Source organism: Rhodobacter sp. P2_H5, from assembly GCF_056403335.1.
Genome location: NZ_JBFUFS010000029.1, coordinates 1 through 23,439 on the forward strand (window position 1 = coordinate 1; position 23,439 = coordinate 23,439).

Annotated in this window: 18 protein-coding genes; 5 read left to right on the forward strand and 13 right to left on the reverse strand. The window is 63.0% G+C overall.

From position 1 onward, the window contains the following. Positions 1 to 263: 263 nt before the first annotated feature. A complete protein-coding gene (gene ade, locus AC1DVR_RS22075) occupies positions 264 to 1,964 on the reverse strand; it encodes an adenine deaminase (RefSeq protein WP_478002780.1) in 1,701 nt (566 codons plus the stop codon). Between the two features lie 93 nt (positions 1,965 to 2,057). Between ade and AC1DVR_RS22080 the strand changes: the two genes are divergently transcribed. Next, positions 2,058 to 3,002: a DMT family transporter gene (locus tag AC1DVR_RS22080; RefSeq protein WP_478002781.1), complete on the forward strand. Its 945-nt coding sequence runs from the start codon at positions 2,058 to 2,060 to the stop codon at positions 3,000 to 3,002. Here AC1DVR_RS22080 and AC1DVR_RS22085 read toward each other — a convergent pair whose 3' ends face one another. The 4 genes from AC1DVR_RS22085 to AC1DVR_RS22100 all read right to left on the reverse strand — a co-directional run bounded on the left by AC1DVR_RS22085 (position 3,003) and on the right by AC1DVR_RS22100 (position 6,600). Then, positions 3,003 to 3,614: a nucleoside triphosphate hydrolase gene (locus AC1DVR_RS22085; protein ID WP_478002782.1), complete on the reverse strand. Its 612-nt coding sequence runs from the start codon at positions 3,612 to 3,614 to the stop codon at positions 3,003 to 3,005. It lies immediately after the preceding gene. Next, positions 3,611 to 4,357, reverse strand: coding sequence for an ATP-binding cassette domain-containing protein (locus tag AC1DVR_RS22090; protein ID WP_478002804.1), 747 nt, complete (start codon positions 4,355 to 4,357; stop codon positions 3,611 to 3,613). The genes AC1DVR_RS22085 and AC1DVR_RS22090 overlap by 4 nt, the downstream gene beginning before the upstream one ends. Positions 4,358 to 4,398: 41 nt before the next feature. Then, the gene (locus AC1DVR_RS22095; protein ID WP_478002783.1) at positions 4,399 to 5,478 is read right to left on the reverse strand and encodes an ABC transporter permease; all 1,080 of its coding nucleotides are present in this window, start codon (positions 5,476 to 5,478) and stop codon (positions 4,399 to 4,401) included. 114 nt (positions 5,479 to 5,592) lie between these two features. Next, positions 5,593 to 6,600: a substrate-binding domain-containing protein gene (locus AC1DVR_RS22100; RefSeq protein WP_478002784.1), complete on the reverse strand. Its 1,008-nt coding sequence runs from the start codon at positions 6,598 to 6,600 to the stop codon at positions 5,593 to 5,595. Positions 6,601 to 6,826: 226 nt separating this feature from the next. On the opposite strand from AC1DVR_RS22100, the gene AC1DVR_RS22105 reads away from it, so the two are divergent. Then, positions 6,827 to 7,270 carry an RbsD/FucU family protein gene (locus AC1DVR_RS22105; RefSeq protein WP_478002785.1) on the forward strand — a complete coding sequence of 148 codons (444 nt, stop codon included), beginning with the start codon at positions 6,827 to 6,829 and terminating at the stop codon, positions 7,268 to 7,270. Positions 7,271 to 7,299: 29 nt separating this feature from the next. Then, on the forward strand, positions 7,300 to 8,526 hold the full coding sequence (locus tag AC1DVR_RS22110) for an ROK family transcriptional regulator (RefSeq protein WP_478002786.1): 1,227 nt from the start codon (positions 7,300 to 7,302) through the stop codon (positions 8,524 to 8,526). Between the two features lie 12 nt (positions 8,527 to 8,538). Here the strand turns inward: AC1DVR_RS22110 and AC1DVR_RS22115 are convergent, their stop codons facing one another. Then, entirely contained in the window at positions 8,539 to 10,164 is a 1,626-nt protein-coding gene (locus tag AC1DVR_RS22115) for a GMC family oxidoreductase (RefSeq protein ID WP_478002787.1), read from the reverse strand. 240 nt (positions 10,165 to 10,404) lie between these two features. On the opposite strand from AC1DVR_RS22115, the gene AC1DVR_RS22120 reads away from it, so the two are divergent. Together AC1DVR_RS22120 and AC1DVR_RS22125 are read left to right on the forward strand one after the other, a co-directional pair. Continuing rightward, positions 10,405 to 11,376 carry a hypothetical protein gene (locus AC1DVR_RS22120; RefSeq protein ID WP_478002788.1) on the forward strand — a complete coding sequence of 324 codons (972 nt, stop codon included), beginning with the start codon at positions 10,405 to 10,407 and terminating at the stop codon, positions 11,374 to 11,376. Between the two features lie 59 nt (positions 11,377 to 11,435). Further along, positions 11,436 to 11,648: a hypothetical protein gene (locus tag AC1DVR_RS22125; protein WP_478002789.1), complete on the forward strand. Its 213-nt coding sequence runs from the start codon at positions 11,436 to 11,438 to the stop codon at positions 11,646 to 11,648. Positions 11,649 to 12,022: 374 nt separating this feature from the next. Here the strand turns inward: AC1DVR_RS22125 and AC1DVR_RS22130 are convergent, their stop codons facing one another. The 7 genes from AC1DVR_RS22130 to rfbC form a co-directional block, all read right to left on the reverse strand. Then, a complete protein-coding gene (locus AC1DVR_RS22130) occupies positions 12,023 to 12,853 on the reverse strand; it encodes a sulfotransferase (RefSeq protein ID WP_478002790.1) in 831 nt (276 codons plus the stop codon). A 58-nt stretch (positions 12,854 to 12,911) separates the two neighbouring features. After that, positions 12,912 to 13,649, reverse strand: a complete 738-nt coding sequence (locus tag AC1DVR_RS22135) for a hypothetical protein (protein WP_478002791.1) — start codon at positions 13,647 to 13,649, stop codon at positions 12,912 to 12,914. Positions 13,650 to 13,685: 36 nt separating this feature from the next. Next, positions 13,686 to 18,830 carry a glycoside hydrolase family 99-like domain-containing protein gene (locus AC1DVR_RS22140; RefSeq protein ID WP_478002792.1) on the reverse strand — a complete coding sequence of 1,715 codons (5,145 nt, stop codon included), beginning with the start codon at positions 18,828 to 18,830 and terminating at the stop codon, positions 13,686 to 13,688. Further along, positions 18,830 to 19,723, reverse strand: a complete 894-nt coding sequence (rfbA, locus tag AC1DVR_RS22145; RefSeq protein WP_478002793.1) for a glucose-1-phosphate thymidylyltransferase RfbA — start codon at positions 19,721 to 19,723, stop codon at positions 18,830 to 18,832. The genes AC1DVR_RS22140 and rfbA overlap by 1 nt, the downstream gene beginning before the upstream one ends. Continuing rightward, positions 19,720 to 20,592, reverse strand: a complete 873-nt coding sequence (gene rfbD, locus AC1DVR_RS22150; RefSeq protein WP_478002794.1) for a dTDP-4-dehydrorhamnose reductase — start codon at positions 20,590 to 20,592, stop codon at positions 19,720 to 19,722. Before rfbD ends, rfbA begins: the two co-directional genes overlap by 4 nt. Before the next feature lie 312 nt (positions 20,593 to 20,904). Continuing rightward, positions 20,905 to 21,945, reverse strand: coding sequence for a dTDP-glucose 4,6-dehydratase (gene rfbB, locus AC1DVR_RS22155; protein WP_478002795.1), 1,041 nt, complete (start codon positions 21,943 to 21,945; stop codon positions 20,905 to 20,907). An 8-nt stretch (positions 21,946 to 21,953) separates the two neighbouring features. After that, the gene (gene rfbC, locus AC1DVR_RS22160) at positions 21,954 to 22,505 is read right to left on the reverse strand and encodes a dTDP-4-dehydrorhamnose 3,5-epimerase (RefSeq protein WP_478002796.1); all 552 of its coding nucleotides are present in this window, start codon (positions 22,503 to 22,505) and stop codon (positions 21,954 to 21,956) included. Between the last annotated feature and the right edge of the window lie 934 nt (positions 22,506 to 23,439).

Here is a 23,439-nt window from a genome sequence, read left to right on the forward strand (position 1 = left end):
AGGCGGTATTTAGGGAAACACAACAAAACCCGCAAGCACAAAAAACACCCTTCATGACGATTTCTTGTCAGACCCAGTAAAACTTGGACTTTTTCAGCGCTTCGCCCCCAACCGACTCATCCAACGAAAACGGCCGGAACCCAAACATCCCGGCCGCAACCCAAATCCTGTGGATAACTCAAACGAATCCAACCCCTTGATACGTGATTCGGCCCCCGCAAACCGTCAAACCGATTCCCAAGGTGCCGAATCCCCTGCCCCGCTCAGGGCATCACCTCGAATTTGTCGACATCGACCATGCCGTGGTCGGTGATCTTCAGATGCGGGATGACCGGCAGGCAGAGGAAGGCCAGCTGCAGGAAGGGCTCCTCCAGCGTCACCCCCAGCGAGGCTGCCGCAGCCCGCAGTTTGACCAGGGCGGCGCGCACCTCTTCAAAACTGCCGAGGCTCATCAGGCCCGCCACCGGCAGGGCGATCTCTGCCAGGACGTCGCCACCTTCGACCACGACGAAGCCGCCTTCGATCTCTCCCAGCCGGTTGGCAGCCAGAGCCATGTCGTCATAGTCGGCCCCCACCACCGCGATATTGTGGTGATCATGGCAGACGGTCGAGGCAATCGCCCCGCGTGCGAGGCCAAAGCCCTTCACGAAACCTGTGGCAAGGTTGCCATTCACCCCATGCCGTTCCAGCACGGCGATCTTCACCAGATCGCGGGCGATGTCGGGGCGCTTGTCGCCATCGACCGGCGGGATCTGGTAGATCAGGTGCTCGGTGATGATCTTGCCCGGGATGACGCCGATCACCGAGGTCTCAACGCGGTTGCCGCCGGTGCGGAAGTGGTGGCCCTCGACCTTGCGGGCCTTCACGGAATGGCGCGCCACGGGGGCAATCTCGCCCCTAGTGGCGAAGGCCGCTTCGCTGACCACACGCCCACCGGCCAGAACGGAATGAACCCGGCAGCTCTCCAGCGTGTCGATCACCGCTATGTCGGCGCGTTTGCCCGGGGCGATCAACCCGCGGTCTTTCAGGCCAAAAGCCTCGGCTGCGGAAAGGCTGGCGGCACGGTAGACCGCCAGCGGCCGCGCGCCGAGGGCGATTGCCGTGCGGATGATATAGTCCAGGTGGCCATGTTCGCCGATGTCCAAAGGGTTGCGGTCATCGGTGCAGAAACAGAGGTAGGGCGCCTGCCGTTCGGTCAGCAGCCCGACCAGCGCATGCAGGTCTTTCGACACCGAGCCTTCGCGGATCAGCACCCGCATCCCCTTGCGCAGCTTTTCCAGACCCTCGTCGTAGCTGGTCGCCTCATGTTCGGTGCGGATCCCGGCGGCGATATAGCCGTTCAGATCCTTGCCGCGGAGCAAAGGCGCGTGGCCGTCGATGTGGCGACCTTCGAAGGCCGCAAGCTTCGCCATGCAGCCGGGGTCGCGGTTCAGGACGCCGGGGTAGTTCATGAACTCGGCCAGACCGATCACCTTGGGGTGGTGCATCAGCGGCACGATATCGGCGGCTTCCAAAATGGCACCCGTCGTCTCCATGTGCGAGGAGGGCACGCAGGACGACAGGTTGACCCGCAGGTCCATCAAGAGGTGCGGCGCGGCGTCGAGGAAATAGGTGATGCCGGGAATGCCGCAGACATTGGCAATCTCGTGCGGGTCGCAGATTGCGGTGGTCACGCCATGCGGCGTGACACAGCGGTCGAACTCGAAGGGCGTCACAAGGCTGGACTCTATATGCAGATGGGTGTCGATGAAGCCGGGGACGAGGATCTTCCCAGTGAAATCCAGCACCTCGCGCCCCTCATAACTCCCAAAGACGCCGACGATCGTGTCACCGCAGATCGCCACATCGGTTTCGACCAGCTCGCCGGTGATCAGATCCAGCATACGCGCGCCTTTGAGGACCAGATCGGCGGGCACCTCTCCGCGCCCCTGAGAGATGCGGGCTTCAAGACGGGCTTGGGTCATGGCGGTCTCCTTTCCCGCATGGAAGCGCAGATGCCCCGTCACGGCAAGGCGGAATTGGCTTGAAGCCGCTTCAGCGCAATGGTCAAAGGTCTCATGCCGGATACCGTGGACAGACCCTTTTCGCGCCCCCTCGTGGGGATCATGTTGAAAGTCGGCTCGGTGCTGGTCTTCATCATCATGCAATCGCTGATCAAGGCCACCGCGGCCCATGTACCAGCGGGTGAGGTGGTCTTCTTCCGCTCGGCCTGGGCGATCCCGGTGATCGTCGTCTGGCTGGCTTGGCAGGGGCAGCTTGCGACCGGGTTTCGCGCCAAGCAGCCCTTGGGCCATATCTGGCGCGGGCTGATGGGGACGATTGCGATGGGTCTGGGCTTTGCCGGGCTGGCCTATCTGCCGCTGCCCGAGGTGACGGCGATCAGCTATGCCTCGCCCCTGATGGTGGTGATCCTGGCCGCGATGTTTCTGGGCGAGGAGGTCCGGCTGTTCCGGATGACCGCCGTCGCCATCGGCCTGATCGGCGTCTTGATCGTGCTGAGCCCGCGCCTGTCGATCGGCGTCAGCGCCGGCTCGCGTGAGGCATTCGGCGCGATGGTCGTGCTGTTCTCCGCCGTCTTTGCCGCCTTGGCGCAAGTGTTCGTCCGCAAGCTGGTGCTGATCGAATCCACCACGGCCATCGTCTTCTACTTCTCGATGACCGCCACCCTGTTGTCGCTGGCCACGATCCCTTTCGGCTGGGTCTGGCCCACGCCGCTGGAATTTGCCTTGCTGATTGCCTGCGGCCTGCTGGGCGGCGTCGGGCAGATCCTGCTGACCGCGAGCTACCGCGAGGCGGATGCGTCGCTGGTCGCCCCCTTCGACTATGCCTCGATGATCTTTTCGCTGGCGATCGGCTTCTTCATCTTCAGCGAGGTGCCGACCCTGACCATGCTGGGCGGCGGGGCCCTGGTGGTTCTGGCCGGCATCCTGATCATCTGGCGCGAAAGGCAATTGGGGCTGGAGCGGGCTCGCGGCCGGTCGGCCACTACACCGCAGGGCTGATCAGGACCAGCGCACCGTCACATCGGCCGGGCGCGAGCCTTGGGTCACGCGGCGGATGTTGGGCATGTCGTTGCCGTCGATCCAGGCGCGGGCGGCCTCGGGCGTCTTGCCGTAAAAGTCCCAGCGTTCCAGCAGGCGGCGGTCCAGCTCCTGCTCCGGCACGTCGATCATCACAGTCAGGTCGAAGTAATCGGCCAGATCGGTCCAGGGCGCCTCGTTGAGCAGAAGATAGTTGCCCTCGGTCACCAGGATGCGGTGGTCTTTCGTCACCAGATCGGCCGAACCGCGCGACAATTCCAGGGCGCGGTCAAAGACCGGGATCGCCACCTCAGCCTCATCCACCAGACGCGACAGAAGATGGCGGTAGCCGGCCACGTCAAAGGTCTCGGGCGCGCCTTTGCGGTTGCGCTGGCCACGGGCGTTGAGGATGGCATCGTCAAAGTGGAAACCGTCCATCGGCACGACACGGGCATCGGGGCCCAAAGCCTCGACCACGGCCTCGGCCAGGGTGGACTTGCCCGCTCCGGGCGGGCCGGCAAGGGCGGCGATGAACCGCCCCTGCACGTCATCCGCCTTGCGGCGGATTTCTGCGGCCAATTCGACGGGTGTCATGCCGCCTCGTCGAGGTCGTCGGGCAGTTTCGCGCCGGTCATATAGGCCACCGCGTCCGACATCGAATGCCGCTTGGGATCGATCACGCAAAGCCGGCGGCCCAGACGGTGCACATGGACGCGGTCGCAGACCTCGAACACATGGGGCATGTTGTGGCTGATCAGGATGATCGGAATGCCGCGCGAGCGGACATCCTTGATCAGGTCCAGCACCCGACGGCTTTCCTTGACGCCAAGTGCCGCCGTCGGCTCGTCGAGGATCACCACCTTCGAGCCGAAGGCCGCAGCCCGCGCCACCGCCACGCCCTGACGCTGGCCGCCCGAAAGCGTCTCCACCGCCTGGTCGATGTTCTGGATCGTCATCAGGCCAAGTTCCGACAATTTGGCGCGAGAGAATTCGCGCATCCGGGCCCGGTCGGTCATCCGCAGCACGCTGCCGAGGAAACCCGGCTTGCGCCACTCACGCCCCAGGAACATGTTGTCGGCAATCGACAGGGCCGGCGACATGGCGAGGTTCTGATAGACCGTCTCGATGCCGATGTTGCGTGCGTCGTCGGGTGAGCGGAAGTGAACCGGCTTGCCCTCCAGCTCGATCGTGCCGTGGTCGGGGGTCACGGCGCCCGAAAGCGCCTTGATCAGGGTCGATTTGCCGGCGCCATTGTCRCCGATCACGCCCAGAATCTCCCCCGGGTAAAGGTCGAAATCCGCGCCGTTCATCGCCACCACGGTGCCGTAGCGTTTCATCAGGCCACGCGCCTTGATGACGGGGGTCACGTCAGGATGAGTCACTTTGAAGCCCTCCGCAGATATTGATCCAAGGCCACGGCGATGATGACAAGGCAACCGGTGGCAAAGGTCTGCCAGTAGCTGTCCACACCTGCCAACGAGAGGCCGGTCACAAAGACGCCCACGATGATCGCCCCCAGAACCGAGCCGACGATCGAGCCACGGCCGCCGAACAGCGAGGTGCCGCCGATCACCACAGCGGTGATGGAGTCGAGGTTGACCGTCTCGAACCCGATGGGAGAGATGGTGCCGACCCGGCCCACCGCAACCCAGGAGGCAAAGCCGCAGATCAGACCGGCCACGCCGTAGACCGAGATCAGAGTCTTGTCGACCGCGATCCCCGACAGCATCGCCGCATCCGGATCGTCACCCAAGGCATGGACGTGCCGGCCCCAGGCGGTGCGGTTCAGGACGTACCACATCACGAAAGCCAGAACGACCAGCATGATCATCCCGAAGGTGATCGTGGCAGCACCCACCTTCATCCGCTCGCCAAAGAACAGAAGCAGGTTGGCCTTGGCCTCGATATCGACGTTGCGGATCGATTCCGAATGCGAATAGGCCAGCTTCAGCGCCCGGAAGATCGACAGCGTGCCGAGCGTCACGATGAAGGGCGGCAGCTTGACCTTGGCGACGAGAAAGCCGTTGAACAGGCCCATCACCGTGCCAGCAGCAATGCCGATCAGGATGGCGAGCGGGGCCGGAAGCCCCCAGTTCACCGCCAGATTGCCCATGATGAGCGAAGACAGCACCAGCATCTCGCCGACCGAAAGGTCGATGCCCGCGGTCAGGATGACCACAGTCTGCGCCAGCGCCACAAAGCCCGTGACCGTCACCTGCTGCAGCACGGTCGTCAAGGCGCCCATGCCCAGGAAGCGCGGTGCCACGATGCCGAAGGCCAGAACCGACACCACCAGCACCAGGGCCGGGATCATCGTCGGATTGTCACGCAAGTAGCCGCGCAGCTTGGCGATCGGCGTCTTGTCGTCCTTGTCAAACTGCGCAACCGTCTTGTCGGCCGCATCCAGCTTGGCCTCGAAATCGGAAATCGTCTTGGTTGGTGTGTCTGGACTGCTCATCGCTTACGAAGCCCTTCCCTCGGTTCGATCCATCCGGGACTTCAGAGCCCGGTATGAAGAAGGGCGAGACTACCCCCGCCCTTCATGAATTTAAATCAGGACCCCTGCCCTAACTCAGCCCCAGCAGAGCTCGGTGCCCTTGGCCGAGTCGATCGACTCCACGCCGGCTGCGGGCTTGTCGGTGACAAGGTTCACACCGGTGTTGAAGAAGGTCAGACCTTCGGAAGCGACCGGCTTGGTGCCGTCCTTGGCATAGGCCACGATGGCCTCGATGCCCTTGGAGGCCATCAGCAGCGGGTATTGCTGCGAGGTGGCGCCGATGACGCCGGCCTTGACGTTGGCCACACCCGGGCAACCGCCGTCGACCGAGACGATCAGCGCGGTCTTGCCTGCGGCTTTCAGCGCCTGGAAGGCACCTTCAGCAGCCGGCTCGTTGATCGTGTAGACGACGTTGATGTCGGGGTCCTTGGCGAGCAGGGTTTCCATCGCCTTCTGACCACCCTCGGGCGAAGCTTGCGACGATTCATGGCCAACCACGCGGGCGTCCTTTTCGGAGCCCATGATCGTCAGGTCCGGAACTTCGATGCCGAAGCCCTTGAGGAACCCGGTGTCGCGCGCCACGTCAACCGAGATGTTGTCCTTGTTGATGTCGAGCATCGCGATCTTGGCCGAGGCGGCAGCGTCGCCCATCGTGGCCTTGGCCCACTGGCCGATCAGGATACCAGCCTGGAAGTTGTCGGTCGCAAAGGTCATGTCCTGGGCGTCTTTGTCAGCCAGGGGGGTGTCCAGCGCGATGACGAGGATGCCGGCAGCGCGGGCGTCCTTCAGGGCCGGGCCGACCGAGTCGTTCGAGGGCGTGATCAGGATACCCTTGGCGCCACCGGCAACGCAGTTTTCAATCGCGGTGATCTGCGGGCCGGCATCGCCGTCCTTTTCGCCAGCATAAGCCTGGAAGTCCAGACCGGCGTCCTTGGCGGCCTTTTCGGCGCCTTCCTTCATCTTCACGAAGAAGGGGTTGGTGTTGTTCTTCGTGATCAGGCAGGCCAGATCGGCAGCCGAAGCCGAACCTGCGATCATGGCCAAGGCCGCCGCGCCCATCAGGGCTGCTGCTTTGAACTTCATTGGTAGTCCTCCCAAGGATCGGGGGATATTTCCCCCATTTGCAAACTTTCCCGCCCGCTCTGAGCCTCCCAAAGCCTGACGATGGGGCGGAGAAAACATGATTCCAGCCATCACGTCAAGTTAAATAAATCACTGTGATTTATTATTGACAGGACGGTTTCTTCCGGTCCAGTGTCACGCAACCCCGCGGGTCGGCGGGTTCCCTCATATTTCTGCGGTGGCGACGATGCTGATCGGTATTCCTGCTCTTCTTGGCCCGGACCTCTTGTACACGCTGCGGTCGATGGGCCATGGCGACGAGATTGCGTTGGTCGATGCCAACTATCCGGCGCAGGAACATGCGCGCCGTCTGGTGCGGGCCGATGGGCACGGCATCATGGCGCTGCTGGAGGCGATCCTTGCCGTGATGCCGCTGGACCGCGCCGTGCCGCAGGCGATTCTGCGGGCCTCGCTCAACAACGACCCCGCGCAGGCGGGAGAGTTCCATCTGGGCTTTGACGCGGCCTGCGCACGGCTGGCACCGGGCTATTCGGTGACGGCGCTGCACGGCTCGGATCTTTACCCGCGCGTCCGCGCGGCCCATACAATTGTGGCAACCTCCGAATCCGCTTTCTTTGCCAATGTCATTCTGCGCAAGGGCGTGATCGGGGCAGACGGACGCCCGGTGTGATCCGGGCGGATTCAATCGACGGCGGGGCGATGCAGGTTCAACAGGAGACGTTCAGCGAGAAACCGACTTCGGAGGCTGCTGCGCCGCGCGGCACCAACCAGTCGGGCATGCGCGCCTATAACGAGCGGCTGGTTCTTTCCCTGGTCCGCCAGCACGGCGCGCTGGCCAAATCGGATATTGCACGGATGACCGGGCTTTCGGCGCAGACCGTCTCGGTCATCATGCGGGCGCTGGAACAGGACGGGCTTTTGCAACGCGGCGAACCGATCCGCGGCAAGATCGGCCAGCCCTCGGTGCCAATGTCGCTGGCGGCGGAGGGGGCCTTCTTTCTGGGGCTGAAGATCGGGCGGCGCTCGACCGATCTGGTTCTCGTCGATTTTCTGGGCCAGGTTCTCAGCACCCACCGAAGGGTCTATCGCTATCCCACCCCCGACGCCGTGGTGGGCTTTGTGACCGAGGCCCTGCCCGGCGTGCTCAACCAATTGACCGAAGCGCAGCGCGAGCGGATCAGCGGCCTCGGCGTCGCCATGCCGTTTCAACTGTGGAGCTGGGTTCAGGCCCTGCACGCCCCGCAGGAAGAAATGGACAACTGGCGCGACCGCGACATCCAGGCCGAACTGGCCGCCGTCACCGGGCTGCCGGTCTATGTCCAGAACGACGGCACATCAGCCTGCGGGGCAGAGCTGGTCTTTGGCACCGGCGACCGGCCGAAGGACTTTCTCTACTTCTATTTCGGCACCTTCATCGGCGGCGGCCTTGTCCTGAACGGGCAACTTTTCCTCGGCCGGACCGGCAACGCCGCCGGCGTGGGGCCGATGCCGGTGCCCGGACCGGACGGCACGATGCGGCGCCTGTTTGACAGCGCCTCGATGGCCGTGCTGGCCAAGATGATGGAAGAAGCCGGCGAAAGCTCGGACCATCTGTGGGAAAGCCCGGACCGCTGGCATGTCTCCGAACGCCTGCTGCGGCGCTGGGTCGATGTCGCGGCGGAAGGGCTGGCTGGAGCGATCCTGTCAGCCGCCGCCCTTCTGGAACTGGAGGCGGTGCTGATCGACGGGTGGATGCCGCCCTCGGTCCGTGCCTTGGTGACCCGGAGGACCCAGCAGGCGCTGATGCGGCTGGACATGTCGGGCGTCGCCATGCCGCAAATCCGCGAGGGCACGGTGGGCGCCCAGGCCCGCTCGCTCGGCGCGGCGGCCATTCCCCTGAGCCAGCGTTATCTGATCGACCAGAACGCCGCCGCACGGGGCGCCTGAGGCAAGCCCAACCTAATGCGCGGCAGCCAGACTGCGCCGGGTCTCGTTGGACCGCAGGATGAAATCCGAGGCCTTTTCACCGATCATGATCGTGGCCGCATTGGTGTTGCCGCTGATCAGCGTCGGCATGATCGAGGCGTCGGCGACCCGCAAACCCTCCACCCCATGGACCCGCAGCCGGTCATCCACCACGGCCATGCCATCCGCGCCCATCTTGCAGGTGCCGACCGGGTGGTAGATCGTCTCGACATTCTGGCGCAAATAGGCGTCGATCTCGGCATCGGTCCTGACCGCTGCCCCAGGCGCATATTCCGTGCCCCGGAAGGGATCAAAGGCCTTCTGCCCCACGATCTCGCGCCCGATCCTGATGCCCTCGCGGCAGACGCGGATGTCGTCGGGGTCAGAGAAGTAATTGGGCTGGATCACCGGATGCTCGCCCGGATTGGTCGACCGGATCTTCAGCCAACCGCGGCTTTTGGGGCGTGAGAGGTTCAGATAGGGCGTGAAGCCATGCTCGGGGATGATGTCGCGGCCATGATCGCGGTACATGATCATCTCGAAATGGTACTGGATGTCGGGGGCAGTCACATCGGGGCGGGATTTCACGAAAGCCAGCGCCTCGATCCCGTGATAGGCGCCCGGGCCGCCTTTGTCCCACATGTACCGCCCCAGAGCGAGCGCCGCGCGGAGCGGTTTGACATAGGGCAACAGCGAGATCGGCTGCGTGCAGCGGGTCTGCACGCCGACAGCCAGATGATCCTGCAGGTTCTGCCCCACCCCCGGCAAAGCCACCTCCACCTTGATGCCAAGCGATTGCAGATGCTCGGGCTCCCCGATCCCCGACAGCTGCAACAGCTGAGGCGAGTTGATCGAACCGCCCGACAGGATGACCTCGCGGTCAGCGTGCAGGCGGGTGATGCGCCCGTCTTTCAGGTATTCAATGCCGACCGCCCGCCCCTTCTCGATCACGATCCGGGTCGCGAGGGCCCGGGTGAGGATGGTCAGATTGGGCCGGTTCTTGACCGGGTGAAGATAGGCAAAGGCGGTGCTGGACCGCACCCCATCCGCGCCATTGGTCTTCAGCGTGCTGTCGCAGGGACCGAACCCTTCCAGATCGCCGCGGTTGAAATCGTCGCGGTACGGATAGCCCAGCTGTTTGCCCGCTTCGATGAAGGCCTGCGCCAGCGGATGCCGGATGCCGTAACGACTGGTGTAAAGCGGTCCGCCGGTGCCGTGAAAGGCATCGCTCGCCCCGTTCCAGTTCTCCGCCCGCAGAAACTGCGGCAGACAGTCCTCAAAGCTCCAGCCCCGGTTGCCGAGCTGCGCCCAGTGGTCGTAATCGGTGGCGCTGCCGCGGATGTAGACCATCGCATTCACACAGCTGCAGCCGCCCAGCACCCTCGCCCGCGGCCAGAACAACTTGCGGCCCGCAAGGTGGTCCTGCGGTTCGGTGTGATAGCCCCAGTCAACCTGCCCGCTTTTCATCAGCTGGAAATAGCCGGCCGGCATGGCGATGAAGGGGCTCTTGTCCCATCCGCCGGCCTCCAGCAGCGTAACCTGCACCGCCGGGTCCGCCGACAACCGGTTCGCCAAAACGCAGCCCGCCGAGCCGCCCCCCACAACGATGTAATCCGGCATCCTGTCGTCCCCTCAACACGGCGGGTCGGTCGCGGGCCCGCCGATCCTCGCCGGTATCCTCCTCAACCCGCGCGCGGATGTCCATCGCGGGCCGGTTGCCGTCGCCCTCTCTTGCCGCGTTTTCGGGCCCTCCCCGCCCATCAGGCTTGCATAGCGGCGGATTTTCATGAGATTTGCCTCGGATGGGCCAGTGACAGGCAAGTCATGATCAGGGCCGAGGGTGACCGGCGAAGGCGTGGAATGAAGATCGAGTTTCTGATTGCGGGCAGTCCGAATGATGCGTTCTATTCGCAAGTGGCGATGTTCCGGCTTGCGCTGGATGCCCTGGGCGACCTTTACCACCGCGCCCGGATCGTGCTGTGCCTCGTTTCGAAGGAAGGCCCCTCCCCCACGCCGGAACGCTGGCAACCCTGGCTGAACCGGGTGGAGATCCAGTGGGCCGATCAAGAGCACGCCGCACGCCTGACCCATGGGCAAGAACTGTTCGCCTTGACCGACGCTTCGGCAGATATCTCGATCATCTGTGACGCCGACACGATGTTCCTGCGGCCCCTGCCGGAGGATTTCCTTGCCGAGATGGTGGCCTCGCCGGCCATCTGCGCCGTGATCGCGCATTACCCGACGCCCACCCACAACTTCGACGACTTTCCGGGGCCGGCTTCCACGCCGGAAATGTGGCAGCGGATGGGAGAGGCCCTGGGCTGCCCGATACCCCTGACCGTTCCCTATCTGCTGGCACGCGATGGCGCCTTGGGGCCGTCCTTCTATGTAAACCACGCTTTCGTGGCGGCCCCGCCGGATCTGATCCGCCAGCTGGGTGTCCTGCAGACCGCCGTGCGCCCGGCGCTGGAATCGGTCCTGACCAACCAATACGACGACCAGATCGCGGTCGCCCTCGCAGTCGAGACTGGCAAGCTGCCGCACCGCCGTTTGCCGCTGCGCTACAACTTTCCCAACGACCAGGACGCCGACGAGCTTTACCCCGAGGAGATGCAGCAGGTCATCATGATGCATTACCTGCGTCGCAATGCCTTTGAACGGCACGCCATCTTTGCCAGTGCTGCGGCCTTTGACGAGTTTCTTGCCTTGCCGCTGACCGGGAGCAATGCCGTCTTTCAGGAGGCCGTTCGCACCCTGACCCAAGGGAAATACCCGTTCAGCACCGCATATTCCGCAGAAAGAGCGGCGGGCAGCCGAGAGACGGCCTGCTGAGGCCGGAAGAGCTGGCCGGAGCGATCCTGTCGGCCGCCGCCCTTCTGGAACTGGAGGCGGTGCTAATCGACGGCTGGATGCCGCCTTCGGTCCGCGCCTTGGTGACCCGGCGGACCCAGCAGGCGCTGATGCGGCTGGACATGTCGGGCGTCGCCATGCCCCAGATCCGCGAGGGCTCGGTGGGCGCCCAGGCCCGCTCGCTCGGCGCGGCGGCCATTCCCCTGAGCCAGCGCTATCTGATCGACCAGAACGCCGCCGCACGGGGCGCCTGAGGCAAGCGAGGCCTAATGCGCGGCAGCCAAACAGCGCCGGGTCTCGTTGGGCCGCAGGATGAAATCCGAGGCCTTCTCGCCGATCATGATCGTGGCCGCATTGGTATTGCCGCTGATCAGCGGTCATCGTGATGCATTCCTTGCGCCGCGACGGCTTTGATCGGCACTCCATCTTTGGCGGCGCTGCGGCCTTCGGAGATTTTCTGGCCTTGCCGCTGACGGGCGGCAACGACCTGTCTCAAGAGGCCGTGCGCACCCTGACAAAGGGAAATACCGGCTCAGCACCGCATCTTCCGAGGAAAGAGCGGCGGGCAGCCGAGAGACGGCCCGTTGAGGCCGGAACGGCTGCCCGGAGCGACCCTAGCGAGCGAAACCTAAAGCGAGTATCCTACGAGACCGACCGGATAAGGGAAATACGGCGCATCCTTCAGAAAGTCATAATACGCTTCGTTGATCATCTGAGAAACCTGCTCATCGTCTGGCGCGGGATTCGTTTCGCTCGCCACTTCAATGGGGCTCACCATCGGGTCGGCCTCCAGAAACTGAAGGATCTCCGAAAGCCGCTGATCCACTTGTTCGATCTGAACCGTCATCAGGCTGCTGCTATTTTGCGCGCGGAATTGCTCAAAGTAGAGCGTGGTCTCGGCCCAACGTCCCAATCCTTCGGACATCATCTTCTTGATCAGCTCGCGCCGGGAATTTTCGTCAATGGTCGTATCAAAGATCTCGGGCGTCCAGGCACGGATCGTGCTCGACACGGTTTTGCGTGGGTGCCGAACGACATGGATGAACCTCGCGGCCGGATAAAGTTCCAACAACCGCTCCGGCACCCGTGAGTTCTTTCCGTAGCGGATTTCCTTGAAGCCCCAACGTTTCTTTCCCGCGGGAAGGCGCCGCGAGAACAAGGAGGTGCAGACTTCCCGCTCAACATCGACCAGATCGTCCGCATCAAAGGGCGACAACCAGGCCGCCAGCGTTCCGCTTTGGCTCATTGTCGTGTAGGGATCGCTTTTCGCATATGGAAAACCATACATTGACATGGGTTCGCTGGTTCTTGACACGCGCGACCAACTCAGCAGGCCGGTCAACATCCCGTCATGCTCGCCCCAAATCCATATATCCGAAGCACCGCACAGCTTCGTCTGGAGATAGGTCGATCCGCACCGCCCGGTGCCAAGTATGAAAATAGGCCTTTCGTTCGACATCTGCGCCCCTTCTTTTTGCGCAGCACATGCTGACGCGTCACTGCGCCGTAGAGGCGCATCAAGCATTTTTAAGGTTCGCTTTTTCAAGCTGTTTATAGACCTCGAAGTCATCTGCCAAAAAAGTCGTCAGGTTCTTTTTAGCCTGACGGTTCAATTTGGTCGGGAAAAGCTTGGCCGAGTCGGGATAGCCAGCGAGATAGTCGAGGTCCTCAACCGCCCCCAGTCCCAGATCGGCCGGGACCTCGACCCCCAGCATGGTGAGGAAACTGCGCAGGTCAGCCTCCATCGACTCCACATCGAGCGTGTGAAGCTTGGCGGGCGGGATCTTCGCCAGTACATCGGCAGGCGTATAGAAAGACTGGCCCATGCCCATATGCGCGAAGTGGCCAAAGTCCTTCGCCTCGGTTGAAATGGCGGCGGTGCGCGAGGTCAAACCAAGTGCCAGTTGTTCGCAGGTGGGAAAGGCCGGGTAGAATTTCTTGTTGCGCTCCACCCGGATCTGATCGCGCAAAAAGAGATTGTGCTTGTCCCAGTTGAAAGACGCGACAAACCGGTCAATCGGATCGCGCTTGGCAATCAGGAAGGTGAAATCCTCGTTGTGGTTCTCAACGACCTGCCTGATCTTTGCATCCGATCCCTGCACGTGCATCTCGAACATAATATGGTCGTCACCGACGACGCGGCTCAACGCCTTCATGGCTGCCTTGCCACCGCATTGGCCGACGTGAACAAACAGAATGCGCTTCTTTTCAGAGGCGAGAATGTCCTCGATCGCAGGGTTGAAGACTACTTTCATGGTCGTTACCTCCAAGCTGAATTGGGAGTCAGAAGATCAGGCGCCAAGGTGCCGCTTTGCATCTTCATAGTTCTGGATTTGGCTTTCGAGTTGGCCGGCACTGAGCTTTACGCGCGAGGCGACCAGCCGGTGCATGGTGTCGATTTCCGACAGGTGCTTGTCCACTTTCAAGGCATGAGTCACGCTGATGCGGTGCCTCCGGTGGGTGTTCAAGGCATCGGGCAAATAGCTGACGCGGCTGCCGGCGCGGGCGCAGATTTCGGCATAGAGCCGCCAGTCCCCCGCCACGCTATAGGTATATAGCTCGTCTCCGACCGCGTCGAAAGCATCCAGCAGGGTTTCGCGGTGGAAGATCACACCGGACACATTGAGGATGACGTTCTTGATCGCCAGATAGCGGGCCAGGAACTCCGGTCCGTCCATGTCGAAGGGCTTGTCGAAGGCGCCCGGTTCGATCTGGTTGATGTAGGGCTTGTAGCTGTCGCCCAAGGGATCGCTGTTCTCGTCGATCTGGTTGCTGTCGGTGAAGCCCAGCACGCTGCCGGCCAGCTGCATCTGCTCGATCAGGCGCGAGACGAAGGTCGGGTCGGCCAGGTCATCCGCCTCGCCGATCCAGACATATTCGCCCTGGGCCAGATCCACCCCCTTGCGCCATTGCGGGAAGGGCGAGCCGCTGTTCTTTACGTTGACATAAAGGTCAATGACCCGGCCCGCGGCGCTGGCCGTGCGCTTGATCTCGGCCAGGCTGTTGTCCGGCGAGGCATCATCCAGAACGATGACTTCGCGCAGGGGATAGTTCTGATCAAAGACCGTCCGCAGGCGGGCGCCGATATAGGCCTCGTATTTGTAGTTCGGAACCACCGCCGAAACGGTCGGCGTGTCCTCCCGCAACCGCTGGACAAGGCCGAAGACATAGGCGGCGAAATTGTACTTCTCGGCGATCTCGGCCTTGCGGGCCTCGGCCGCGCTCCGGCTGCGCTCGCTGAGCACGGTGAGAATGGCGTCCGTGACCGCGCCGGATGCGCTCGGATGCAGCAAAACGCCGTGTTTGCGGATCAGGGCGTCACAGCCGCCGCAGCCCTCGTGCCCGATGACGGGCAGGCCCGAGGCCATCGCCTCCAGCACGACCGAGGGGAAGGGGTCCTCGCGCGACGCCAGATAGAAGGCGTCGGAGGCCGCGAAGAAGCGGGCGATGTCGTCGCGGTGGCCCAGAACACGGATCCGGTCGCCGAAGCCGGAGGCGTCGATCTCGGGTTGGAACCAGTTGATGGTCTCACCCGCCGGAGCGCCGACCCAGAGGAAGGCGATGTCGTCATGGCTTGCGCACAGCGACAGGCCCGCCGAAACGAAACGGTCGATGCCCTTGCGCAGATCCGCATAACCGACGCCAAGAACGATCCTGGTGTTCGGGGCGAGGCCCAGTTCCGCCCGCAGGTCATTGTCGCCCTGGGCAATCTCCAGCACGCTGGTGTTGTAGAGGCCCTGCGGAAATACCTCCGCCACATGCGAGACGTCTCCCGCGACGGAGATGAAGCCGTCGCGCACCACTTCGGCCGGAAAGATCACATGATCCGCCTGTTTCGCGATCAGTTTGGCCTCTTTCTGAAGATTGTAGCTTTTCAGCACGTTGGGCAGTTCGTGGATCAGCGACACAACTTTGAAGCCCGCCTTCTTCAGGGCCGGGACAAACCGGCCGGACGGCGTGGTGTTGGTGATGGCGAGGTCGAAGCCTTCATCCGCCAGCCCCCCGAACAGCGCCTCGGCTTCGGGCGAGCCAATCTTGCAGACATGGACAGGCCCGATCGCGCGATAGCGCGGCAGGAGCGGCCCCTCGTCGCCCAGGACGTAGGTCACCGAAACCCCAAAGCGCGATACCAGGGTTTGCCCAAGGTTCAAGGCAAGCATCTGTGCGCCGTTGATATGCGCATCATGGCCGACGATCACGATCTTGGTCTTGCCACCGTCGGACTCTTCCGACACGTTATGCACCGCCCGGGAAAGCGCATTCAGATAGGCGGCCCCGTAGTGCACGTCGGGTTCAAGAACGGCACCCTCGGCCCATTCGTTCCAGGCGTTCACGCAAAGGAACTGCTCGCCATGCACCGGATTGGCCTGCGCGAAGTCCAGCATCGTGTCGCACCAGGAGGCGAACTTGTCAGGGGTGGACCCGTGGATGATCATGCCGCGCCCGGGGCGGCGCGCTTCGTTATCCCAGGTCGGGGTCACCGTGCGGATCAAGGGGAATTCGGCACTGGTCTCGCTCGTGGACCGTTCGGTCATGTCATCATAGCTGATGATGTGACCCGCGTAGTCCGGATCGAGGAGATCAAGCTTGGTGTTGAGCGGAGGCAGATCCTGGCAAATCTTGTGGGGCGGGAACTCGATCGCCCCATCGAGATCGTATTTGCGCGGGTCGAGGTCGCCGAAGCCCTGCGCCATCAGGATCAGCGGGTCCAGACCGTGGCGGGTGCGCATCAGCTCACGCCATGACGCGATCTTCTCTTTCGCCGCGGGGATTTCACCCGGCCGGTAGATGAAGAAAAGCGGCCGCGTCCCCACCCTGATGTAGCGGGTGTCCTTCATGTGGCGCGCCAGATCGTCGATGAAGGGGATGTCATCCTCCTCGCGATAATTCTGGCCGAGAATGATTTCCTTGGCAGAGCCGTCCCAGGTGCGGGTCCAATTCTCGTTCGCCCACATCAGGCAGAACGGAAAATCGAGGCTGGGATCCGCGAGCAACCGCTCCATCGGCGTGTCGAGCACGCGCTCGCCGTCGAACCAGTAGTGATAGAAGCAGAAGCCGAAAAGACCTGCGGCCTTGGCCATCTCGATCTGGCGCCGCATCACGTCGCTTTCGGCCAAGTCATAGCAGCCAAGGTCGCGCGGGATGCGCGGTTGGATATGCCCCATGAAACGTGGCAAGGCGCGCGGCAGGTTGCGCCACTCGGTAAAGCCCGTGCCCCAGTTCGTGTTGTTCACATCGACCGCGTGGAATTGCGGCAGGTAATAGGCAAGCACCTTCGCCCGTTTGCGCCGCCCGACACTGATCGTCGGGTCAAACTCTTCGAAGTCCGGCCCCGGGGCCACGGCCAGCGCATGGGCGGCATAGACATCGCCCTTCTGCATACCCAGTTTGGGCAGGGCGCGCGCTTCGGCGCGGCCTGCGGCGCAGTAATGCGTGAAGGGGTTCATTTCGGCGGCGGCGACGTCGCGGTGCAYCGACAGGTAATGCCAGGTCGAGAACCACGGCGTAGGGTCACGTCCCTGCAACCACCCTTCGGACAGGTAATGCGAGGCGGGGTCCGCCGGGCGGTCTTCGGGGGCAAAGCCGGACAGGTAGAATTCGACATCCAAGAGCGAGTCGATCAGCCAGGCATCGGGATGGCGTGTGACATTCGGCCTGGGGGTATCTTCCGGCGCGGGCTTCCACTGGGCATGAATGACGTTCCCCGTGGGATCGCGCAATTCGATGAACGTACCGGGATCCGTCATGATCTCGGGGGTCAGATTGATCGGCTGTGCCTGGGGACCAACCCACAGAAGCCGCGTCGCCCGCCCGTTCACATGCAGCGAATGTTGCGAATATTCATCCGCCGTCGCCTCAAGCACCGCGCCGGTCTTGACGAGGCGGGCGCCGTGGCTTTCCTGCGCGACCAGAAGATATTCGCGGTCTTCGGTGACCAGCTTGACCGCATCGGTCGTGGGAAGGATCGGAATTTCGAGGGAGGGGACGAACCCCGGCTCCAGATAGTCGGAGGTCATGACGATCGAGGAGGCATCGGCCTCGCTGGTGTTGACCAGATAGGGCAGCGTGCACAGCATGACGCAGGGCTGTTCCGAGTCGAAACGCCGGCGCCAGAAACACAGAAAAACCTGAACAATCCGCGTGCCGCCCGTCTCCGGGATGCGCACCCTGATCTTCTGGTAATCGCCAAGCTCCGCATTTCCGGAGAATTTGGTGTCCAGCTTGATCCAGGTTTCCTTGCTCAGATCAGGGTCGAGGGAATCCTGCCACTTGACCATCAAATCGACATTCGCCCGGTGGACGGCGGCCCCCATGCAGAGCTGAACGTCGCCGATGGTCGGATCAAGCTCGATCGGGTCCGTCAACTCCATCCGGATCGCTTCGCTGTTCGGCGCGACCAGGATTTTCAGGGTCGACTGGCCCGGGCAGGACCATTGATCGCCACTGACCAGCTTGCGGCTGATCTCGCCATCCAGCAACATCCTGAAATTCAGGATGGTCGGAAGAACTGCCTTTTCCGGACGGGCGACGGCCTCGCGCAGGGTGCCATTCTGGCGTATGGCGAAAGTCTGATCCTTGTCGCGCGGCGAAAGCAGCACGCGACCCGACTGGACCATCAGGAAGCCAACCTTATCAAACAGATCGCTTTGCGGGTTGAATACTGAATCTTCCATGAGTCGGGTATCCTTCAAAGAACTTGTATTGGTGTGGCTCAAACGGTCTCTCTCGATCACCTTCGCGGAGATCGCCTTCTCTGCCTGCGCAACGGCGGCCGCTTCGGCAGGAGAGAGTTGCTTGAGAAATTCTGCCATTTGTTGGCTCGCCTGCGTGGAATCGTAACCACGCGAGCGGGGATGGTGGATTGTCTCGGTCAAATCACGAACAACCGGCAGCCCATTCGTTTGACAAAAACCGATGGCCGCCCAATCTATGCCCCATCCGAGGTTGTTCTGCTCAAAGTTGAGGCTACCGAGGCGCTCCAACACCTTGGGGTGCAGGCCCAGCACGATGGCATCGGTCTGGTTGACCTCGATCAAGCCGTCCATCTGGGGGCCGGTCGCCACCAGGCCATTGGGGAAAGCCGAATTGTCGATCACCGGCGACCAGATGCCGACCTCTGGCCGGCTGTCGCGCACGGCCATGTAGCGTCTGACCAGCCGCGGCCAATCCACCGAGGAGGCATCGGCCTGGATCAGCAGCAGAGCATGGCCCGGCTTGACCCTGTCGAGGAGGGCGCGGAATTTGCGCCCGAAGTAGTCCACCTGCGGGGTTTGAACCCAGGTTCCGGCGCCGGTCTCTTCACGTTCCGCAGCATTGGAGAAGATGACGACAAGGTCGTCGGCAACGCCGTGAATGGGATCGGCAATTGCGGACGCAGCGTCATGCATGCCATCCCAAGAGACAATCCCCACTGTGAGACCGGTCAGTTCTTCCATCATCTCTTCGAAATGTTCGCGTCACGCGCCAGGTTCAGAAGATGCTTGCCGTATTCGTTCTTGGCCAGAGGTTTTGCGACAACTTCCAACTCTTCCGGCGTGATCCAGCCATTTTGAAAGGCCACCTCGTCCGGGCTTCCGACGAGCATGCCCTGACGGATCTGCAGCGTGCGCACGAAGTTGCTGGCATCGAGCAGGCTGCTGTGGGTGCCCGTGTCAAACCAGGCATAGCCGCGGCCCATCGTCGTCACCTGCAGGGTGTTCTCGCCGAGGTAGCTTTCCAGCAGATCCACGATCTCGACCTCGCCACGCGGCGAGGGCTTGATCGCGCGCGCCCGGGCCGGGGCGGTGCCGTCGACAAAGTAAAGCCCGGTCACGGCATAGTTCGACGGCGGGATCTCTGGCTTCTCGATGATCTCGGTCACGCGGCCCTCGGCATCATAGGCCACGACGCCATAGCGTTCGGGATCGGCAACCCGGTAGCCGAAGATCGTGGCGCCCGAGGGCTGGCGGCCGGCCTCGCGCAGCAACTCGGGCAGGCCATGCCCGAAGAAGATGTTGTCGCCGAGGACAAGCACCGAAGGCGCGCCGGCCAGGAACTCCTCGGCCAGGATGAAGGCCTGGGCCAGCCCGTCCGGCGAAGGCTGGGTGATATAGGTGAAGGAGGCGCCCCATTGCGTGCCGTCGCCGAGCACGCGCTTGAACTGGTCCTGGTCGTGCGGTGTCGTGATGATGGCAATCTCGCGCACCCCGGACAGCATCAGCACGCTGAGCGGGTAGTAGATCATCGGCTTGTCATAGATCGGCATCAGCTGCTTGGAGACGCCGAGCGTGACCGGATAAAGCCTGGTCCCCGACCCACCTGCCAGAATAATTCCCTTACGTTGAGTCACTTGACTGCTCCCAAATCGCTCAAAGCTTCCGAAACTGCGGCCTTCCAGTCCGGGCGTTCCAGACCAAAGGCGGCGAGGCTGTCACATTGCATACGGCTGTTGGCCGGACGCCGCGCCGGGGTGGGATAGGCCGAGGTCGGAATATCCTCGATCTCGCAGGCCAAACCCGCCTGGCCCATGATTTCGCGCGCGAAATCGGCCCAGCTGACATCGGGCGCGCCAGAGAAATGATAGGTCCCGGTCTTGTCCGGCGCCGAGGCCAGCGCGTCGGCGATCCGCAGGCAGGCCGCAGCGATGGCGCGGGCCGGGGTCGGGCCGCCGATCTGGTCGGCCACCACGGTCAGTTTCGGGCGGCTGCTGCCGAGACGCAGCATGGTTTTCAGGAAATTGTTGCCATGCGCCGAAAAGACCCAGCTGGTGCGCAGGATCGCATGGGCACCGCCCGCCGCGCGCACGCCCTCTTCGCCCTTGAGCTTGCTGCGGCCATAGGCGCCCAGGGGGGCTGTCGGATGGTCGGGGGCAAAGGGTGTCGTCCCTTCACCGTCAAAGACATAATCGGTCGAGATCTGCACGAAGGGAATGCCCAAAGCGGCGCATTCCCGCGCCATCGCCGCGGGCGCATCGCCATTGACCACCGTGGCGGCCGCCTCGTCGGATTCGGCCTTGTCCACCGCGGTATAGGCCGCCGCGTTGATCACTGCTTTCGGCGCATGCAGGCGGATCGCGGCGGCGCAGGCCGCAGGGTCGCTCAGGTCCGCGGCGTCGCGGCCCACAAAGATCGCGTCGGGCGCCAGAAGCGCCAGTTCGGTGGCAACCTGGCCGGTCTTTCCGAAGACCAGCAAGCTGGGGCTTTTGCCAGAGGCTGTCATTCTATCTCCCGATGCGACGTATTTTCAGAGAATGGCTTGTGGCAGAAACGCCGAAACTCGGGACAATACGCAACGCGGGCGCGGGCTTTTCCAGCCACACGGCCAGCCGCTGCGCTCTAGTCAACATCCGGCCAAGATGCGTCGCCTTACTGCGACGGCAGAGCTTGTCCTCAAAAGAGCGGCTCGAACACACAAACCGCCTAGACCAATCCACACGGTAGCCGCCAGCGCGCCGAGCGGGGAACAACGCGGAAATACTTGTAGGCGTTCCGAAAATCGCCACCGCCCGGCACGTTCCCGGGATCGTCCCGCTCAACCCTCCACGCCCAGACGTTGCCCCACCCCCTGCCGGGCCTGAAGCGGACGCCACCACGCCTCGTTGTCCAGATACCATTGCACCGTGCGGCGCAGACCCTCTTCGACCGTCACCGAAGGGCGCCAGCCCAGTTCGGTCCGGATCCGCGTCGGGTCGATCGCATAGCGCAGGTCATGGCCCGGGCGATCGGTGACAAAGGTGATCTGGTCGGCATAGGACCGTTCGGCGGGCTTCAACTCGTCCAGAATGGCGCAGAGCATTCTGACGAGGTCGATATTGGTGGCCTCGTTCTCGCCGCCGATGTTGTAGGACCGGCCAAGCGCACCCTTCTCCAGCACCAGAAGCAGGGCCTCGGCATGGTCCTCGACAAAGAGCCAGTCGCGCACGTTCTCGCCTTTGCCGTAAACCGGGATCGGCTTGCCGGCGAGGGCATTCAGGATGGCGACCGGGATCAGTTTTTCGGGGAAGTGATAGGGGCCGTAGTTGTTCGAGCAATTGGTCAGCACAACCGGAAGGTTATAGGTTTCATGCCAGGCGCGCACCAGAAAGTCGCTGGCGGCCTTGCTGGCGGAATAGGGGCTGCGCGGGTCGTAAGGCGTGTCTTCGGTGAACTTGCCGGTGGCGCCAAGGCTGCCAAAGACCTCGTCGGTCGAGATATGGTGGAAACGAAAGCTGTCGGGCCGGCCCTGCGCCTGCCAATAGCCGCGGGCGGCCTGCAGCATGTTGAAGGTGCCGTTGACGTTGGTCTCGATGAAAGCCCCCGGCCCGTCGATCGAGCGGTCCACATGGCTTTCGGCGGCCAGATGCATCACGGCATCGGGCTTGTGCTGGTCGAAGACGCGCGTCAGTTCCGGCAGATCGCGGATGTTGACCTGTTCAAACGCATAGCGCGGGCTGTCGGCCACGCCGGCCACATTGTCCAGACAGGCGGCATAGGTCAGGCAATCGACGTTGACGATCTCATGCCCCGCAGCCATCGCCCGGCGCACCACGGCGGACCCAATGAAGCCGGCCCCTCCGGTTACGAGAATTTTCATGATTTCTCCTAGATGTAGGGTGAAGACCATTCACCAAACTTCGGTGCCGCAGCGTCTTTCGCCGAGAGCACGGCAGCCGTGGTGTCGATCCCCCATTCAATCCCTACCGAGGCGAAATGAACCGCGCCGTCGGCCTCGGGCACATAATAATCCGTGCATTTGTACACGATCTCCGTGTCGTCTTCCAAAGTAACAAATCCATGAAGAAAACCCGGCGGAATCCACAACTGGTCGCCATTTTCGAAGCTGAGCTCCTTGGCCACCCATTTGCCGTAGTGCGGCGAGGCCACCCGCGCGTCGACGGCGACATCGAGCAGGCTGCCGCGGCCGCAGCGCACGAGCTTGCCCTGCGCGTTCGGCGGCGATTGATAATGCAGGCCCCGAACCGTGCCCTTGGCGGCGCTGAACGAGTGGTTGTCCTGCACGAACTCCGGCAAATTCGCGCCGGCTGCCGCAAGCGTCCGCAGGTTCCACGTCTCGGCGAAAAACCCGCGCGCATCCCCAAACCGGCGCGGAGAGAGCAGAAGGACATCGGGCAGGGATGTTTCGACAATCTTCATCTGAACTCGATAGCTGTTGTTTTCATCATATGGTCAAATTGAACGCACATCGATCCGACCTGCAATCTGTAGCTGCATGGACGGACCGTTCATGTCAAGTGCAGGCGGGCTCGCCCGCAGGCCTTTGGGCGGCCCTGCCGCGAGGCCATTCTTGGACCGTAAGCCTGCCCGCAAATTGAGCATTTTGGCGCATCCCGAGGGTCGAAAGGTCCCCCGTCAGACCGCCTGCCAAACCTCCCTCCCGGCGAAGATCGCCCCGCTCCGCAGCTCCGATCCGGGTGGACCCGACGCGGGACGTGCCGGCAACTCCTATGTCCGGAATGGGGCAGCGGCGAGCACCGCGCGGCTGCGACAGCACTGCGCCGGGCCCTGACGGATGTTGATGTTGCTTGCCTATATTGGAATTCTCTCGAGGCATGGCGCGGGCGTCTTTGGCGCGTTCTGGCCGTCCAGCCTTCTTTGCGCCGAAATCGAGCGGGGTAAGACGCCGGTCGGGCGCGCAAGGGGACCGGCATTTTTGGACCCGTTCAATGCCGGATACCGGGGAAAGCGCCGTCCGTTTTCCGCGCGGGACACGCCTGCCTGAGCTTGCGAATTTCTTTGCCCCAGCCGACAGCAACACCCCGCGCGCGACGCGCTGGAATCGGTCGATCTCATGGCCATTGCACGGGTCGCGTGAGAATTGCGGATCCGGGCGGGAAATCAGATTCTCCGCCCCGAGGGATGCGCCAAGTCCAAAAAACAGGCACAGTCTGATCCGGCCTCGCCGGCCATTCGCGCGACTCGAAGGGTGGCCCACGGGGTGCAGACGCCCCGCGCGTGATGGCGGAGCGGAGGAAAATGACTGCGGCCACCCTCCCCCGCAGGCCACGAAAAGGCGCTTGCGTACCCCTATCGCATGACACAAGCTGTCGCGACGTTTGCCCAGCCCGCA

Excerpts from the sequence above, each read along its gene's own strand:
- AC1DVR_RS22135 (WP_478002791.1), bottom strand. The coding sequence starts at position 13,649 with ATGAAAGTAGTCTTCAACCCTGCGATCGAGGACATTCTCGCCTCTGAA.
- rfbD (WP_478002794.1), bottom strand. The coding sequence starts at position 20,592 with ATGACAGCCTCTGGCAAAAGCCCCAGCTTGCTGGTCTTCGGAAAGACC.
- AC1DVR_RS22085 (WP_478002782.1), bottom strand. The coding sequence starts at position 3,614 with ATGACACCCGTCGAATTGGCCGCAGAAATCCGCCGCAAGGCGGATGAC.
- AC1DVR_RS22105 (WP_478002785.1), top strand. The coding sequence starts at position 6,827 with ATGCTGATCGGTATTCCTGCTCTTCTTGGCCCGGACCTCTTGTACACG.
- AC1DVR_RS22080 (WP_478002781.1), top strand. The coding sequence starts at position 2,058 with ATGCCGGATACCGTGGACAGACCCTTTTCGCGCCCCCTCGTGGGGATC.
- AC1DVR_RS22115 (WP_478002787.1), bottom strand. The coding sequence starts at position 10,164 with ATGCCGGATTACATCGTTGTGGGGGGCGGCTCGGCGGGCTGCGTTTTG.
- AC1DVR_RS22095 (WP_478002783.1), bottom strand. The coding sequence starts at position 5,478 with ATGAGCAGTCCAGACACACCAACCAAGACGATTTCCGATTTCGAGGCC.
- ade (WP_478002780.1), bottom strand. The coding sequence starts at position 1,964 with ATGACCCAAGCCCGTCTTGAAGCCCGCATCTCTCAGGGGCGCGGAGAG.
- AC1DVR_RS22130 (WP_478002790.1), bottom strand. The coding sequence starts at position 12,853 with ATGTCGAACGAAAGGCCTATTTTCATACTTGGCACCGGGCGGTGCGGA.
- rfbB (WP_478002795.1), bottom strand. The coding sequence starts at position 21,945 with ATGAAAATTCTCGTAACCGGAGGGGCCGGCTTCATTGGGTCCGCCGTG.
- rfbC (WP_478002796.1), bottom strand. The coding sequence starts at position 22,505 with ATGAAGATTGTCGAAACATCCCTGCCCGATGTCCTTCTGCTCTCTCCG.
- AC1DVR_RS22120 (WP_478002788.1), top strand. The coding sequence starts at position 10,405 with ATGAAGATCGAGTTTCTGATTGCGGGCAGTCCGAATGATGCGTTCTAT.
- AC1DVR_RS22110 (WP_478002786.1), top strand. The coding sequence starts at position 7,300 with ATGCAGGTTCAACAGGAGACGTTCAGCGAGAAACCGACTTCGGAGGCT.
- AC1DVR_RS22100 (WP_478002784.1), bottom strand. The coding sequence starts at position 6,600 with ATGAAGTTCAAAGCAGCAGCCCTGATGGGCGCGGCGGCCTTGGCCATG.